The following is a 15,375-nucleotide window of genomic DNA, read 5'->3' as shown; positions in this document are numbered from 1 at the left end:
AAAGTACCGAATACCTAGAGTATTCCCATGGCCGAGATGACCCCACCGATCAGTCGCCGCCGCCGAGAGACCCGTCGGCGACTGATCGACGCCGCGCTCGAGGTCTTCGCCGAGCGCGGCTTCGGCAGCAGCACGGTGGATCAGGTGTGCGAACGAGCCGGGTTCACCAAGGGGGCCTTCTACTCCAACTTCGCGGCGTTGGACGAGCTGTTCCTGGCGGTGTGGGAACAGCGCTCGGCGCAGATGCTCGCCGACGTCGAAGCACTGCTGGCCGGTCGCGTGCACTCGCGGGTCGATTCGATCCGCGACATCGTCGAACAGGTGCTCGAGACGATTCCCGTCGACGACAAGTGGTACCGCCTCACGGCCGAATTCACCGCCCATTCCCTGCGCAACCCGGCGCTCAAGCGGGTGGTCGCCGCGCGCGAGGAGGCCATCCTCGCGACGCTGATGCCCCTGCTCGAGCAGCTTGTCGCTCAATTGGGGCGCGAAGTCATCGACGCCGCGCGGTTCGGTCCCGCATTGGTCGCCGTGCACGACGGCACGAGCGTGCAATGCCTCATCGACTCCGACACCGACGCCGCGCGAGCCCGTCGGGCCGACTTGTTCGTCCTGCTCGTCGAGCACCACACCAGGGAGATCCGTTCCTGACCGGTACATTCGCACCCGATGTCATCGTGGTCGGCGCGGGCCTCACAGGGTCCGACATCGCCGATTCGCTCATGCCGGTCGGTCGAGGCGACGCAATTCGGTGAGCACCATCCGAACCGCCTGCGGGACAGCGGCGGCGACCGGGGCGGACAGCCCGACGCCCAGGTCCAGGGATGCCGCTTCGACGGCGAGGACGACGAGTTCGCGCGGCACACGGTCGAGGGCGCGTCCCAGCAGCAGCGCGTCCGGGATGCCCAGTGCGTGCGAGCTCGTGGGATAGGTGCCCTCGGGCAGCGCGTCGACGGTGGTGCGCCAGATCCGGCCCGGCGTGGAGGGCTCGCACAGCACCGCGTCGATGACGACGGCGAGATCGGCGTCGGTCCAGGCGTCCAGCAGACCGGCGGGTTCACCGTCGCACACCGACACCACGACACCGGGCAGATCGAGTTCGGCTATCTCGCGCGCCACGTTCGGGCCGATGCCGTCGTCGCTGCGGTACTCGTTGCCCACGGCGACGACGGCGGCGCGTTGCCGGATCATCGGCGCGTCATCTGTAGCTCGAGGAAGTGCGCCGAGCAGGAGATGCAGGGGTCGTAGTTGCGGATCGTGCGTTCGCACAGGGCGGTGAGCGCGGCGTCGTCGAGGTCCAGGCCGGCCGCGACGGCCCTGCGCAAGTCGTCTTCGATCACGGCCTGGTTCTGCGATGTCGGCGGAATGATCGTCGCGGAGCCGACGATGCCGTCGGGGCCGATCCCGTAACGGTGGTAGAGCAGACCCCGCGGCGCTTCACTGACGCCGTGGCCGACCCCGGCGCGCGGCGGTGCGGGCACCGCCGGACGCGGCGGGACGACGTAGCCCGCGATCAATCGCAGGGCCTCGTCGAGGGCGTAGACGACTTCGACAGCGCGAACCAGGATGCTGCGGAACGGGTTCCGGCACTCGTCACCGAGACCGATGTCGGCGGCGATCTGTCGGGCCAGTGGTGAGAGCTGCCGGGAGTTCAGCGTGTAGCGGGCCAACGGGCCGGTGAGGTAGGGCGCACCGTCGAGCAGCGCGTGCAGCGCGGTGGAATGCGGCACCTGCCGTTCGACCACATGTGCCGGGAATTCCGTTGCCGGGAACCGGAGTCCGGTGCTGGTGCGCACGTCCCCGGATTCGATGGCGTATCGGTGCGGTTCGGCGGCGGCGAGCATCGGGTGATCGAGTTCCACGTCGGGGAATTCGAAGCCGGCGACTCGGCGTGCGGTATCGATCGCGTCGTCGAGCGCGCGGCGTAACTGTTCGGCGAGCGAGGTCAGCTCGGCGCGCGCCGGAACGGCATAGAACCCGCCGACCCGCACGTTGATGGGATGGATCGCCCGGCCGCCGAGGAGTTCCATCAGGCTGTTGCCCGCCTTCTTCACCGCCAGGCCCTGCTCGACGAGGTCGCGATGCCGCGCGGCGAGAGCGATCGCGTCGGGATAGCCGTAGAAGTCCGGGATGTGCAGCAGATGGATGTGCAGTGAATGGCTCGATATCCACTCGCCGCAGTACAGCAGCCTGCGCAGGTCGGCCAGCGGTGGATCCAGTGTGATCCCGCACGCCTGCTCGATGGCGTTGCAAGCGCTGACCTGGTACGCCACCGGGCAGATGCCGCAGATGCGTGAGGTGATGTCCGGTGGCTCGGTGTAGGCGCGACCTCGCAGGAAGGCCTCGAAGAAGCGCGGCGGCTCGTAGATGTTCAGTTCGGCGCGCTCGACCGTCGTGCCGTCGACGGTGATCCGAAGGGCGCCTTCGCCTTCCACTCGCGCCAGCGAGCTGACCTTCAGCTGCCTACTCCGGTGGCTCATCGTGGTCCCTTTCCGCGAAGTCCGGCTCGGCAGCCGCGAAAGTGGTGAATACCCGGTCGATCTCGCCCGGCGTCATGCCGTTGACGCGCAGAATGGGCAGCAGGGCGCGCACGTTCGGCTTCGCCATCGGCCCGAAGCAGCCGTAGCAGCCGCGGTGGTAGGCCGGGCACAGGGCGCCGCATCCGGCCTGGGTGACGGGGCCGAGACAGGGAATTCCGTCGGCGACCATGATGCAGGTGGTTCCGCGTCGTTTGCATTCGGTGCACACGCTGGTGTTCGGGATGTCGGGCTCGCGACCGGCGAGCAGGGCGGTCAGGGTGTCCAGCAGCTGACGACGGTCGATCGGGCAGCCGCGCAGCTCGAAGTCCACCGGGACGTGCTCGGAGATTGCGGTGGAGGTGGCGAGCGTGGAGATGTATTGCGGGTCGGCGTAGACCACGGAAGTGAATTCGGTGATGTCGGCGAAGTTGCGCAATGCCTGTATCCCCCCGTGCGTGGCGCACGCCCCGATCGCGACCAGTCGCCGGGACTGCCTGCGGATCTCCACGATCCGATGCCGCTCCTTCGGTGTGGTGACCGAGCCTTCCACCAGCGACACGTCGTAGGGTCCGGGCTCCACCGCACTGGAGGCCTCCAGAAAATGGGCGATCCGGATCCGGCCGGCCAGGGCCAGCAACTCGTCCTCACAGTCGAGGAGAGTCAGCTGGCAGCCGTCGCAGGAGGTGAACTTCCACACCGCCAGTGTCGGGGTGGACATCACAGCTCCCGTGCGGCCAGCAGGGGACCGGCCACGCCGTAGTCGACGACCGGGCCGTCTCGGCAGAGCAGCAGAGGGCCGAGCTGGCAGTGACCACAACGACCGATACCGCACTGCATGTTACGCTCCACGGAGACCCGGATGTCGGTCGCGGCGACTCCCCGGCGCAGCAACGCCTGTGCGCAGAAGCGCATCATCGGCTCCGGCCCGCACAGGAACGCCGTGCTGTTGCCCGGATCCAGTTCCAGCTGGTCGATCGGGTCGGTGACGAACCCCACCGACCCGGTCCAGTCCGAGGTGGGATGGTCGACGGTGCGGTGCAATTCGATGTGTTCGGCGAATTCCCAACGGTCCTGGTCGCGCCGGAAGAGGATGTCGGCCGGGGTCCTGGCGCCGGTGAGCACGATGACGCGGCGATAGGCGTCGCGGGCCGCGAGCACAGCGAGCACCACCGAGCGCAACGGAGCAAGGCCGACTCCGCCGCCGATGATCACCAGATCGCGACCCGTCGCCGATTCCACATCCCACCCGATGCCGAAGGGGCCGCGCACACCGATCACACCGCCGATCGGCGTATCGGCCAGGGCACGGCTCACCGCACCGACAGCGCGAATGGTGTGTTCCAGAATCGTGCCATCGACGGCGGGGTTTCCGCTGATCGAGATCGCGACTTCGCCCACCCCGAAGCTGTAGAGCATCATGAACTGGCCGGCTCGGAATCGCGGCGCGGCGCGCTCGAGGGGCTCGAGCACCAGTGTGGTGGTGTCGGCTGTCTGCGGCGCGCGGCCGGTGACCCGGTACCTGAGCATGGTCTCGGCGCTCACGATCGGGTTCCTTCCCGGCCGGTTCGGTGGCTGTGCTCGGGGGAGAAGTCGTCCTCGCCGGGATTGCGGTAGAGATCGAGCAGCCGGGCACGCGTGGCCTGCAGCCGATCCAGCAGCGCCGCGAAGAGCATCGAGGTCAGGGCGAATCCGAATTCGGGGTCCGTGCGCGCGGCGTCGAGCAGCCGGGCGGCGTCGAATTCGACGGCCTCGACACGTTCGGCCGCCCGCGCGCCGAAATGCCACTGTTGCGGCGGCACCAGCCAGGACCAGCCCAGCAGGTCGCCGCTACCGAGGGATTGGATCACCACATCGCCCCGGCCGGGCACCCGCGCGTCCAGCAGTATCCGTCCGGTGCGGATCAGCCAGCACCTGTCGGCCGGTTGTCCCTCCACGAGAACTCGCTGCCCGGCCGGGAAGGACACCTCTCTCCCGATCGCGGCGAGTACCGCCAGGTTCGCCCGGCTCAGCGACGCCAGCCGGGGGAAGGCGGCCAGCTCGTCAACGGAGGGCATCGTCGGTGACTTCGCCGGACAGTGCCGCGAGGCTGGCGACTTCCTCGGTCAGATCGATCGCGGCCGGGCACCACGCGATGCACCGCCCGCATCCCACGCACCCCGAGGTGCCGAACTGGTCGTACCAGGTGCTCAGCTTGTGGGTGATCCATTGCCGATACCGGCTTTCGCCCGACTGCCGCACGCTGCCGCCGTGCAGGTAGGAGAAGTCCAGTTCGAAACACGACGCCCAGTGTTCCCAGCGTTCGGCGTGCTCGCCGGTCACGTCGGTGACGTCGGTGACCGAGGTGCAGAAGCAGGTCGGACACACCATCGTGCAGTTGCCGCAGGTCAGGCAGCGGCTCGCCACCTCCTGCCAGTGGGGTGACTCGCGGGAATCGCGCAGCAGCGCGCGCAGGTCGATCTCGGGCATGGCGCGGCCCATGCGGTCCGCGGCCGCCGAGACCTGCGTGCGTGCCGCGTCGACTTGCGCGGCAGTCGCCGGGGCCCGCGGCGCGACCTCGGTGAGAACGCGGGCGCCGTCGTCGCTGCCCACATCGACGACGAACCGGTGCCCGTCCTCGTCCACCTGCTCGGTCAGGGCGAGGTCGTAGCCCGGTGACACCGACGGCCCGGTGCCCATGGACGCGCAGAAGCACACGCCGCCGGGCTCGGTGCAGTTCACCGCGACGACGAACAGGCCGCGGCGGCGGGCGGGGGGAGCGGCCGGGAGAGCCGCCCCGTCGAGTACCCGGCCGAGGACCGAGATCGCGGTGAGATCGCATCCGCGCACTCCCAGGAACGCATAGGGTTTCGGCGCCTCGTCGGCCGGATCGGTTGTTCGCTCGTAGGCCGGATCGGCTGTTCGCTCGTAGGCCGGACCGGCCGCGTGCTCGTCGACCAGGTCGGCGGTGAGGCCGGCGATCTTACGGCGCGGCGGGTGCAGGAAGGTCTTCCAGGAACCCGGCCCGGCCGAATGCGCGAAGACCGCTCGGTCGTCACGACGGCGCACCCGATACCGGCCGGGTTCGGCCTCCACGCCCCATCCGTCGGGCAGTTGCGCACCCGAGGCCAGCTCGTCCAAGACGATCGCCCCGTCCCGGAGTTGCGGCCCGATGACCCGGTATCCCAGCTCAGCGAGCACCTCCACCAGCCGGTTCAAGCCGGTGCGGTCGATGATCTCGCTGTCGCCAGGAATCATGCTGTCCTCGGTTCGTCGGAGGGAGCTATCGATCCGCCACCAGTCTGGCGAGCCCGCCGGGAGCACCGGCAGGGGCGAAAGTCCTCAGACCGGAGTCCGAGAGCCGCTGTCCAGCACGTCGGCGAATTCCATAGCCGGTCGTCAGCGCGTTCCTTCGCCCGCGGCACCGACGGATTCCGGCGGGGGAGCGCAACTGTCGGTGGTGGCCGCCGCGAGTTCGGTGATCACGGCCGCCACATCGTGCTCGGGTTCGAAGACCCGCCGCTGCCGCGCTGCTCCGTTGCCGCGGGGCAGCAGCGAATCCAGCGCCTCGGCGACGAACTCCCGGTCGCCCAGTTCGGTGAGCGCCGGGTCGACCGTGTCGAGCAGTTCGCCGAGCAGGTCACGTGCGGGCAGCACCCGGCCGTCCGCCGGTGCGACCGCGTCGCCGTCCATCCCGCTGCGCGCTGCCTTCCAGTACGCCGCGCGCAGTACCTCCGCCGGTACGTCCGGCGCTGTCCGGCCGTCGGCGAGAGCGCGGCGGGCGGTGTGCACGAGCGCCCGCACCAGCGCCGCGAGCAGCGCGGTCTCCTCGACCATGGCGGGCACATCACTGACCCGGACCTCCACCGTCGGATAGGTGATGGAGGGCCGCACGTCCCAATAGACCATCTTCTCGTCGAGGGCGATGCCGCTGCTGAGCATCATCCGCACCATGGCGTCGTAGGCGTCGGCTGAGCCGTATCGCGGCGGCGGGCCCGCGCTGGGCCAGCGCCGCCACAGGATGCTGCGCCAGCTGGAGTATCCGGTGTCGGCTGCGCGGTAGATCGCGGAGTTGGCGGTCAGTGCCAGGAAGGTCGGCAGCCAGGGGCGCAGGTGGTCGCTCACCCGCACCGCCGTCTCCCGGTCCGGTACCGAGACATGGACATGGCAGCCGCACAGGCCCTGTTCGTGCGCGATCATGCCGAAGTTCTCGGCGATGGACTGATAGCGCGGGGTGTCGGTCACCGGGAAGTCCTCGGGCACGGTCGGGGGCACCGCCACCGCCAGCAATCGAGCATTGTTCGCCTCCGCGCACTGCGAGACCAGCCATCGCCGCGCGCGCAACTGCCCGAGCAGGTCGACGATGCTCGAATGCACGTCGGTGCTGGTCTCCACCTGACATCGGGTGAGCTCCAACTGCAGGTCCAACCCCCTCTCCCGCGCGGTCCGCGCCACCGCCTCGTTTCCCGCGACGGGAGCGCCGGTGTTCGGATCGACGAGCAGGAACTCTTCTTCGACTCCGACGGTCGGCATGTCCATGCCCGCTGGTTACCCGCCCCGCGCCGGTCCACCGCGCCGGTTCGGATCGAAATGACCGGTCTCGCCTCGGGGTGCACGATCCGCGTCCGTCTCATGCACGCCCAGATCCGGGCGGGACTACGGCGCTCATGGGGTGGCGAGCATTTCGCCCGCCACGGCCTCGGGTGCGAGTTACCGCCCTCAGGGCGCGTCCAACACGCTCGCCGGAACCCCGTACGGCAGGAAACGCACTCGGCGGCGGGCATCGGTGTTGTCGCGATGCGCGCGCAAGGCTTCCAGCTCACTCGGAAAGACCTGGTCGACCCTGGCCTCACCGGTGTCGTCGATACTGTAGATCGCCCATACCCCGCTGCCGGTCTCACCGGCGGTCTCGCCCTCGGGTTTCGGCGGACGTGGCCGTTCCGGCTGGACGAACTGCCCGAGCAGCGAGGCCAGCGAACCCACGCTCGCGTTGTCCACCCGATCCAGGTAGCCACCGGCTTTTCCGATCAGGTCGCGCAACTCGGTTCCCGCCTCACGCAATGCGCGTTCGAAATCCTCCGGATCGATGCCGAAAGGCCCGTTGGTTGCCATCGCGTGTACTCCTGGGGACGGATTGGATATGTGCCCTCAGTGTCCTCGCAAAGTGCGAACTCTGCCACGCCGCATCACGACCGAACCGCCCGCCGGGCGTTATGACGGGCGATCATTGGAAAGTGCGTGCCGGGAGGGGACCGGTCAGCTCACACCAGGGTGAAGTTGCCCGCGTCGTGCAGCGCACGCTGGATCTCGCCGGCCCCGGGATCGTGACCGGCGTCGATCGTCACCGTGGACAGGCCCTTGATATCGAGGTCGATGGTCACGTGACCGACATCAGGGAGAGCCGATATCGCTTTCTCGACCGTCCCTGCGCAACCCTGACAGTGCAGACCATCCACCGAGTACTTGAATTCGGACATGACTCTCCTGTCGTCTGCGAATTGGGCGATTCCGATCCGGGGGACAGGCGATGACCCCGTATGTCCCACAGTACTTCGGTTGCCGCGTCGATGCTGAGGCGCATCGGATGGAAAGAGCGCATAATGGCAGACGGAAAGGGTTGTCATGCGAGCGATACAGGGTTTGCTCAATTTCGTGGTGGGAATTGTGACGGCTGTGCTCGGAGCGGTAGTCGGATTGCTCGCGGCCGTTGTGTGGATCCTCGGCGGGGTGTTGTGCGCGACGATTCTCCTGATTCCGCTCGGTCTTCCCGTCATCAAGCTCGGCAGCCGTCTGTTCGGCTTTGCCCGGCAGCTGACGCGCCTTCCCTGACACACCTTCCTGACACACCTCCGACGCACCCCGACGTCGTGTGCGCGACGCCCGGGTAGCGTCGGCGCCAGGCCGGCGTAGGCCGACGAGTTGTTCAGGCCGCGACCCTCGTCCCGGTCGACCAGGACGGGTACCGCCGCAGCACGCCGACGATTCGGTACCGTTCGGGTGCCGACCCCACACGCTGGGGCGGCTCCCGCACATTCGGATTGTTGGAGGTTCTGGTGGCTGGTGGTCTCGTCGCCCTGTTGGACGACGTCGCGGTACTCGCGAAAGCAGCCGCGGCGTCGATCGACGACATCGGCGCGGCAGCGGGCAAGGCCAGCGTCAAGGCAGCGGGTGTGGTGGTCGACGACACCGCTGTCACCCCCCGCTACGTCCATGGCTTCACCCCGGATCGGGAACTGCCGATCATCCGCAAGATCGCGGTCGGTTCGATCCGCAACAAGCTGCTGATCATCCTGCCCGTCGCGATGATCCTGAGTCAGTTCCTCCCTCAGGCGTTGCCGTACCTGCTCATCGCCGGTGGCCTGTTCCTCTGCTACGAAGGCGCCGAGAAGGTCTACGAAGCGCTGGCAGGCGGCCATCACGACGAGGAAGTCCCCGCCGCACAGGCCGGTCCCGAATTCGAGAAGTCCATGATCTCCGGCGCGATCCGCACCGATCTGATCCTCTCGGCGGAGATCATGGTGATCTCCCTGTCCTCGGTCGAGGACGAGCCCTTCCTCACCCGTCTGGGAGTGCTGATCGTCGTCGCCCTCCTGATCACCGCGCTGGTCTACGGCGTCGTCGCCCTGATCGTGAAGATGGACGACGTGGGCCTGTCGCTGGCTCGGCGTCAGGCATCGATCAGCAGGCGCGTCGGTCGTGGACTCGTGGCGGCCATGCCCAAGGTGATGTCGGTGCTCACCACGGTGGGAATCGCCGCGATGCTGTGGGTGGGCGGCCACATCTTGATCATCAATGTCGGCGAGGCCGGGTTCCATTGGCCGGTCGACCGCCTGCACGATCTCGAGCACTGGTTCGGCGACCTGGCGCACGGTGGCGTCGGCGGCCTGCTGTCGTGGACGTCGGGGACGGTGGCCTCCGCACTGGTCGGTCTCGCCCTCGGCGCGGTCGTCGTCCTGATCATGCACTGGATTCCGAGGAAGAAGGACAGCGCGTCGGTGCACTGAGAGTTCGCGCGCCGAACTCGTTGCGGGCCGCCTCCCACTCTCGAATTGCGCGGCCTGGCAGGCGGTCTACCACCCCGTGAACGCACTGCGGCTCGCGTATGGGCCGGGGATGGCGCGGTTCACCGACTCCCGGACAACGGGTTTCACAGATTCCGCGTGTGGGTGCTGTCGAGGGCGCGCAACTGGTCGGGGGCGACCGCGCGTAGGACCGCCAGCGAGGCGGTGACGGCGAGATCGCACGCCGCGTCGATGTCCGAGCCGTCGACGATGACCGCCCGGTAGGCGACATCGAGGCTGATGCCCAGCAGCATGGTGGCGAGAGTGTCGGCGCCGCTGCCGATGGGAGTTCCGCGTTCGGCGTAGTTGGCGCGCAGTTCTTCGGCGATGCGGGGTTCGAGGGCAGCCGACAGCCGTCGTCCGGGATGGGTGTCGGCGTAGCGGTTGTCGAGCAGGACGCGGAATCCGCGGGGGTGGCGGCGCGCGTAGTCGAACAACGACTCGATCGAGTACCGGGCGCGCTGCCCGTAGTGCATCGTCTCGCCCTGATCGTAGATCTCGAACATCCAGGTCGTGAGTTTGTCGAGTTCGCGTTCGATCACGGCGTGGACGAGCGCGTCGCGGGAGCCGAAATGGGCGTAGAGCGTCACTCGTGAGGTGTCGGCCCGGCGGGCGATGATGTCCATGGTGGCGCGGTCGACGCCCATCTCCGCCATCACCGCACATGCCGCGTCGAGCAGTTGGTTATCGGTCGGGCGGTTGCGTGTACTTCTGCGCGTGGACGCGGCCTTGCGCCGATCCCGCTGCCCGGTTCCGGTCATGTTCCTCCCCTTCGTTGCGTCGGCATGGTCCAGCCTCGGCGTGGTGCCACCCATGGGTGGCCTCGAAGGTGGGATCTCGAGTGTCAGTTCTCGGACGGACCTCCCGCGGTGCCCTCGAGGTTACCGAAGTACGCCGCCTCCACCTTGTCCCGGCGCTGCCGCAGCTCGGCCGCGGAACCGGTCAGCGCGGCCCGACCGTGGTGGAGAACCATTGCCGAATCGGCGATCGACAGTGCCAGTTCGATGTGCTGTTCGACCAGCACCACGGCCATGTGCTGGTCGTCGGCGATCTCGCGCAACCGAGGTAGCAGCTCCTCCACCGCGATGGGGGACAGGCCGAGGCTGAGTTCGTCGATCAGCAGGATCTTCGGCGCGCACAACAGAGCTTTCGCCAGGGCGAGCATCTGTTGTTCGCCGCCGGAGAGCGTGCCGCAGCGGCGGGCGCGCAGTGTGCGCAGCTTCGGGAAGTAGTCGAGCACATCGTCCATGGTGGGGCTGTTCTTGCGGCGGGCCAGGCGCAAGTTGTCCTCGACCGAGAGACGGTGGAACACCCCGCGGCTGTCGGGCACCAGGATCACGCCGCGGCGCGCGTTGCGTTCCACCCGCCGGTCCAGGGGTTCGCCGAGAGCGGTGACGGTGCCGGAAATGATCGGCAGCGCACCGACGGACGCCAGCAGGGTGGTGGTTTTTCCCGCGCCGTTCGGGCCCAGCAGTGCCAGGATCTCGCCCGGCCGGACTCGAGCGTGCAGATCGCGCACGGCGGGTACGCCGCCGTAGCCGACGGTAAGACCGTCGATGCCCAGGGCGGGCGCCGCCTGCGACGGTGCCGGGCGGGTCTCGGCGGTGGTGCTCACTCGTTGTCTCCTGCCGGTCGGGCGGCCGTCGCCAGTGGTTGCGCGTCATCGCCGTGGGCGGCGGTGCTGTGTGTGGCGGTGCTGTGTGTGGCTGTGCCGAGGTAGGCGGCGATCACGCGGGCATCCTCCCGGATCAGAGCCGGTTCGCCGCCGGCGATGACGACGCCGAAATCCAGGACATACAGGCGGGCACAGATGTCGAGCACCAGTTGCATGTCGTGGTCGATGAGCAGTACGCCGATGCCCGAGGCCGCGACCCGGCGCAGATGCTGCCCGAACTCGACACTTTCGTGGGTGTCGAGCCCCGCGGCGGGTTCGTCGAGCAGCACCACGCGGGAGCCGCCGACGAGGGCGCGGGCGACGCCGACGAGTTTCTGCTGGCCGAGCGTGAGTTCGCCGGGGCGGCGGTCGCCGACACCGGGCACGCCCGCCAGCTCCAATGCGGCGTCGATGGTCTCGCGCGGTGGCCTCGACCGTCCGAGGATATCGGTCAGCAGCGAGCGCACACCGGTGGGTTGCAGGGCGACGGCGAGGTTCTGCTCCACCGTCAGGTCGCCGAACAGTTCTCCGGCCTGCCACGTTCTGGCCAGTCCGGCGCGGCGGCGGCGATGCGGTCCGAGCCGGTCGAGCGCGCGGCCTTCGAGGGTGACTTGCCCGGTCGAAGCGGTGAAGCCGGTGACCGCGTCGACGAAGGTGGTCTTGCCCGCGCCGTTCGGCCCGATCAGGCCGACGATCTCACCGGCGCCGACGGTGATGTCGATGTCGGAGTTCGCGCGGACGCCTCCGTAGTGCACCGACAGCCGCTCGGTCCGCAACAGGGTCGTGGGCTCAGACATGCGCCGCTGCCTTCTCCTTCGCGCCCGGCACCGGTTCGGCGATGGGCTTTCGGCCTGAGCGGCGGGCCAGCGCCGCCTTCAGGTGGTGTTTCGCCTCGGTCATCGCGCCTGCCACGCCGACCGGGTTGAGCACGGCCATCAGCAGCAGCACGCCCGCGGCGATGAGCTCGTAGTACTCGCCGAGTTCGAGTGTCTGGTTGAGGAATACGTAGCCGACGCCGAGCGGGCCCGCGGTGCCCGCGATGAACGCGCCCGAGACGGAGGTGATGCCGCCGACGTAGGTCATCGCCAGCACCGTCAGGCCGATCATCACCGTGAACGACCCCGCGGAGAGCTGCCCGCGGCTGTAGCCGATGAGGCAGCCGCCGATGCCGGCGAGGAAGGCCGAGAGGGCGAAGCCGAGCAGTTTCGTCGCCGCGACGTCGATGCCGACCGACGCCGCGGCCCGCTCGTTGGAACGCACCGCCAGCATCGCCCGCCCGGTGGCGCCACCCATGATCCGCATCACCGCGAGCGTGCAGATCGCGACCACCACCAGCACCATCAGCGCGAAACGCAGGGTGACCAGGTCGGTGCCTTCGCGGACGCCGAGGTCTACCCCGAAGAGAGTGGGGTCTGCGATGAGATTGCCCTGCGCCGGGGTCAGCGACGGATTGTTGAACACGAAACTCTGGATGGCCAGGGCGGCCGCCAAGGTCACCACCGCCAGTTGCGCGCCGCGGATGCGCAGCGCGGGCACGCCGACCATGATGCCGAGCGCGGTGGCGACCAACGCCGCCGCGATCATGCCGAGCGGGAACGGCACGTGCCAGTTGTCGGCCAGCTTCGACAGCGCGAATCCGGCGGTGCCCGCGAAAGCCATACTGGCCAGGGAGATCTGACCGAGGTAGCCGGTGAGCAGCACCAGCGACAGCGCGATCAGCGACAGGATGATCGAGGTGACGACGCCGAACCGCCAGGTGCCCGTGGTCGCGACGATGGCCGCGACAGCGATCGCGACGCCCGCCACCGTCGGCACCACCCGGACCCGGGGGATCGTGACGGCGGGCATCTTCACCGATCCGAGCGAGCCGCGCGCCGGAATCCGGCCGCCGAGCAGGAACAACGCGATGATCACGATCACGAAGGGCACCGCGTCGCCGAGCCCGGCCTGGGCCCAGTTCGGCCAGAAGTCCTTGGTGTCGGCCCACAGGATGACCGCCTGGAACGATCCGAGCACCAGCCCGGCGGCGCAGGCCACTCCGAACGAAGCGAGTCGCCCGACCAGTGCCGCGGCCAGCGCGGGGATCACGTAGAAGGTGTAGCTCGTCTCGTTGAGGCCGATGGTGTAGGCGGCGAGGACGCCGATGAGCCCGCTGGCGGCGCCGGTCATCACCCACACGATCGCGGCGAGACGGTCGGGGGAGTAGCCGGTCAGCCGTGCGGCGAGTTCGTCCTCGGACCCCGCGCGGGTCGCGATCCCGGCGGTGGTGAGGGTGAAGTAGGCGCGCAGTCCGAGCGCGACCGCGATCGCGACGCCTGCCAGGATCAGATCCGAGACATTGACCATCGCACCCGCAACGGTGACGGTGCTCTCCGGCAGAATCGGTGCGGCGAAGAGGTTTTCGGTGTCGAACCGCAACCCGACCAGGGCCTGGATGAAGAGCATGAGCCCGACCGAGGCCACCACTTGGGCCAGCACCGGCGCGTGACGCAACGGCCGGAACACCAGCAGATGCGCGAGCAGCGCCCAAGCCGCCGCCGAGGCGACACCGAGCGCCGCGGCCGCCACCATCGGTGTCGGCAGGTCCGCACTGCCGAAGGAGACACTGCCGATGGGCAGGACGAAGGTGCCGTCGGTGCGCAGCGCGGCCACGACATAGACCGCCCACAGCGCGAAAGCGCCCTGTGCGAAATTGATGATTCCCGTCGCGGCGTGCACGCCGACCAGCGAGGAGGCCAAAACCGCGTATACCGCGCCGGTCGACAGACCTAGGAAGACGAACTGCAAGAACTGGGCCATGTGATCCCGATTTCTCTGAAATGGACCGAGGTCGTGAAGGGCGGGCCGCTCGAGTCCGAACGGCCCGCCCCCACGGTGACTCGAGTCGGCTACGCCGCGCCCGGGATGAGTTTCAGGACTTCGGGGCTCGGCGTGATGAAACCACCGGTCACCGGCGCCTGTTTCTTGTCCGCGGTGACCTCGAACAGCAACATGTCCGTGGTGCAGTTCGGGCTGGTCGCCTTACCGCAGCTCAGCTTCGGACCGAGGAAACTCTGGTAGTCGGTGAGTCCTTTGAGCGTGGCCAGGATCGCGGGTCCGGTGAATTCGGCAGGCGGGTTCGCGGTGAGTGACTGCGCGAAATCGACGAAGGTCGCGAAGGTTCCGTAGGCGTAGAAGCCCGCGGTCCCGCCGGCATTGTCGATGAATTGCTCGGCGATCGTCAGATTGGATTTCGCGGGCTCGGGAGCGGCGTCGACCGCGGACGGCAGCCACACCGACGAATAGGCCTGCGAACCGACGGCTTGCGGACCGAGCACGTCGACGAATTCGGTGCAGGCGGCGAGGAAGATCGTGCCCGTGTACTTCACCGACTTCAATGCCTGGGCGAGCTTGTTGCAGGTGTTGTCGTTGGGCGAGGTCATCAGACCACCCGCGGCGGGATTGCCGTCGGCGATGGTGGAGGCCAGCGCGGTGAAGTTCGGGGAGGCCGGCGGGTAGTAGGCACTCTTGACGTCGATGCCGAGCTGCTGCCCCAACGGGGCGAGAAGCTGGTCGAACACCTGATGGGCCTGGGGCAGGTCGGAATTGACCAGGGTCAGCGAATTCTTACCGGCCTGCTTGAGCGACTGCAGGAATCCGACCAGGAAAGCCGCGGGCGGCGGGCCGAAGAACACCCGGTTCTCGGTGACCGCGCCGGTGGCGGTGTTGAACGGGATCTGGCCGATCAGCGGGATTCCCGCCGAGGTCAGAATCGGCATGGCGGCCGAGGATTCGGCATTGTAGCCGTCGATGGCCGCGACCACCCCTGCCTGCACGAACTGGTTGGCGCAGGAAATGGTCGATTCCGGTGAGGTGTTGTCGATCCCGCAGTCGACGACGTCGATCGGGCGGCCGCCGATGCCGCCGATCTGGTTGTTGATGTACTCGATCGCGGCGTTCTTGCCCGTGGTCACACCCGCCTGAGTAGCCGGGCCCTTCGACGGATTGAACAACCCCACCTTGATCGGTTCGCCGCTCGCCACGACCCCCGGCGCGATGGACGATTCCCCGCCCTCGGAACTGCTGTCGTCACTACACGAAACAACGGAAAGCACGCAAGCCGCAGCCAATGCCGCAGCGGCGATTCGACCGGTTCTGATACCCATTCCGAATGCCTTTCCAGGCC

Annotated in this window: 17 protein-coding genes; 3 read left to right on the top strand and 14 right to left on the bottom strand. The window is 68.3% G+C overall.

Annotated features, from left to right (window positions below; all coding sequences use genetic code 11):
* Positions 1-27: 27 nt before the first annotated feature.
* A complete protein-coding gene (locus tag NS3_RS09735; RefSeq protein ID WP_067857063.1) occupies positions 28-651 on the top strand; it encodes a TetR/AcrR family transcriptional regulator in 624 nt (207 codons plus the stop codon).
* A gap of 69 nt (positions 652-720) precedes the next feature.
* Here NS3_RS09735 and NS3_RS09730 read toward each other — a convergent pair whose 3' ends face one another.
* From NS3_RS09730 to NS3_RS29505, 9 genes are all read right to left on the bottom strand, one after another.
* The gene (locus NS3_RS09730; RefSeq protein WP_067857062.1) at positions 721-1,191 is read right to left on the bottom strand and encodes a hydrogenase maturation protease; all 471 of its coding nucleotides are present in this window, start codon (positions 1,189-1,191) and stop codon (positions 721-723) included.
* Positions 1,188-2,480, bottom strand: a complete 1,293-nt coding sequence (locus NS3_RS09725) for a Ni/Fe hydrogenase subunit alpha (protein WP_067857060.1) — start codon at positions 2,478-2,480, stop codon at positions 1,188-1,190. Before NS3_RS09725 ends, NS3_RS09730 begins: the two co-directional genes overlap by 4 nt.
* Positions 2,464-3,237: an NADH-quinone oxidoreductase subunit B family protein gene (locus NS3_RS09720; RefSeq protein ID WP_067857057.1), complete on the bottom strand. Its 774-nt coding sequence runs from the start codon at positions 3,235-3,237 to the stop codon at positions 2,464-2,466. Before NS3_RS09720 ends, NS3_RS09725 begins: the two co-directional genes overlap by 17 nt.
* Positions 3,237-4,046 (bottom strand): FAD/NAD(P)-binding protein, encoded by an 810-nt coding sequence (locus NS3_RS09715; RefSeq protein WP_067857566.1) that lies wholly within the window; start codon positions 4,044-4,046, stop codon positions 3,237-3,239. Before NS3_RS09715 ends, NS3_RS09720 begins: the two co-directional genes overlap by 1 nt.
* A gap of 11 nt (positions 4,047-4,057) precedes the next feature.
* The gene (locus NS3_RS09710; RefSeq protein ID WP_067857055.1) at positions 4,058-4,573 is read right to left on the bottom strand and encodes a Crp/Fnr family transcriptional regulator; all 516 of its coding nucleotides are present in this window, start codon (positions 4,571-4,573) and stop codon (positions 4,058-4,060) included.
* A complete protein-coding gene (locus NS3_RS09705) occupies positions 4,560-5,753 on the bottom strand; it encodes a 4Fe-4S dicluster domain-containing protein (protein ID WP_067857053.1) in 1,194 nt (397 codons plus the stop codon). The genes NS3_RS09710 and NS3_RS09705 overlap by 14 nt, the downstream gene beginning before the upstream one ends.
* Before the next feature lie 141 nt (positions 5,754-5,894).
* On the bottom strand, positions 5,895-7,034 hold the full coding sequence (locus NS3_RS09700; protein WP_067857051.1) for a glutamate--cysteine ligase 2: 1,140 nt from the start codon (positions 7,032-7,034) through the stop codon (positions 5,895-5,897).
* Between the two features lie 180 nt (positions 7,035-7,214).
* Complete coding sequence (locus NS3_RS09695) at positions 7,215-7,607, bottom strand: Rv0313 family protein (RefSeq protein ID WP_067857048.1); 393 nt, start codon at positions 7,605-7,607, stop codon at positions 7,215-7,217.
* Positions 7,608-7,756: 149 nt separating this feature from the next.
* Complete coding sequence (locus NS3_RS29505; RefSeq protein WP_169811624.1) at positions 7,757-7,972, bottom strand: heavy-metal-associated domain-containing protein; 216 nt, start codon at positions 7,970-7,972, stop codon at positions 7,757-7,759.
* 145 nt (positions 7,973-8,117) lie between these two features.
* Here NS3_RS29505 and NS3_RS09690 point away from each other — a divergent pair, with 145 nt between their 5' ends.
* Entirely contained in the window at positions 8,118-8,324 is a 207-nt protein-coding gene (locus tag NS3_RS09690) for a hypothetical protein (RefSeq protein WP_067857045.1), read from the top strand.
* A 224-nt stretch (positions 8,325-8,548) separates the two neighbouring features.
* Entirely contained in the window at positions 8,549-9,499 is a 951-nt protein-coding gene (locus NS3_RS09685; protein ID WP_067857563.1) for a DUF808 domain-containing protein, read from the top strand.
* A 143-nt stretch (positions 9,500-9,642) separates the two neighbouring features.
* On the opposite strand, the gene NS3_RS09680 is transcribed toward NS3_RS09685, so the two are convergent.
* The 5 genes from NS3_RS09680 to NS3_RS09660 form a co-directional block, all read right to left on the bottom strand.
* Positions 9,643-10,317 carry a TetR/AcrR family transcriptional regulator gene (locus tag NS3_RS09680; protein WP_067857042.1) on the bottom strand — a complete coding sequence of 225 codons (675 nt, stop codon included), beginning with the start codon at positions 10,315-10,317 and terminating at the stop codon, positions 9,643-9,645.
* An 83-nt stretch (positions 10,318-10,400) separates the two neighbouring features.
* Positions 10,401-11,171, bottom strand: a complete 771-nt coding sequence (locus tag NS3_RS09675; RefSeq protein ID WP_067857040.1) for an ABC transporter ATP-binding protein — start codon at positions 11,169-11,171, stop codon at positions 10,401-10,403.
* The gene (locus tag NS3_RS09670; protein ID WP_084495254.1) at positions 11,168-12,007 is read right to left on the bottom strand and encodes an ABC transporter ATP-binding protein; all 840 of its coding nucleotides are present in this window, start codon (positions 12,005-12,007) and stop codon (positions 11,168-11,170) included. Before NS3_RS09670 ends, NS3_RS09675 begins: the two co-directional genes overlap by 4 nt.
* Positions 12,000-14,009, bottom strand: a complete 2,010-nt coding sequence (locus NS3_RS09665; protein ID WP_067857039.1) for an ABC transporter permease — start codon at positions 14,007-14,009, stop codon at positions 12,000-12,002. Before NS3_RS09665 ends, NS3_RS09670 begins: the two co-directional genes overlap by 8 nt.
* 89 nt (positions 14,010-14,098) lie before the next feature.
* The gene (locus NS3_RS09660) at positions 14,099-15,355 is read right to left on the bottom strand and encodes an ABC transporter substrate-binding protein (RefSeq protein WP_174550450.1); all 1,257 of its coding nucleotides are present in this window, start codon (positions 15,353-15,355) and stop codon (positions 14,099-14,101) included.
* Positions 15,356-15,375: the final 20 nt, after the last annotated feature.

The sequence above is a fragment of the Nocardia shimofusensis NBRC 100134 genome (assembly GCF_001613125.1).
In the GTDB taxonomy this organism is placed as follows: domain Bacteria; phylum Actinomycetota; class Actinomycetes; order Mycobacteriales; family Mycobacteriaceae; genus Nocardia; species Nocardia shimofusensis.
This window is presented reverse-complemented; position numbering and strand designations above follow the sequence as displayed.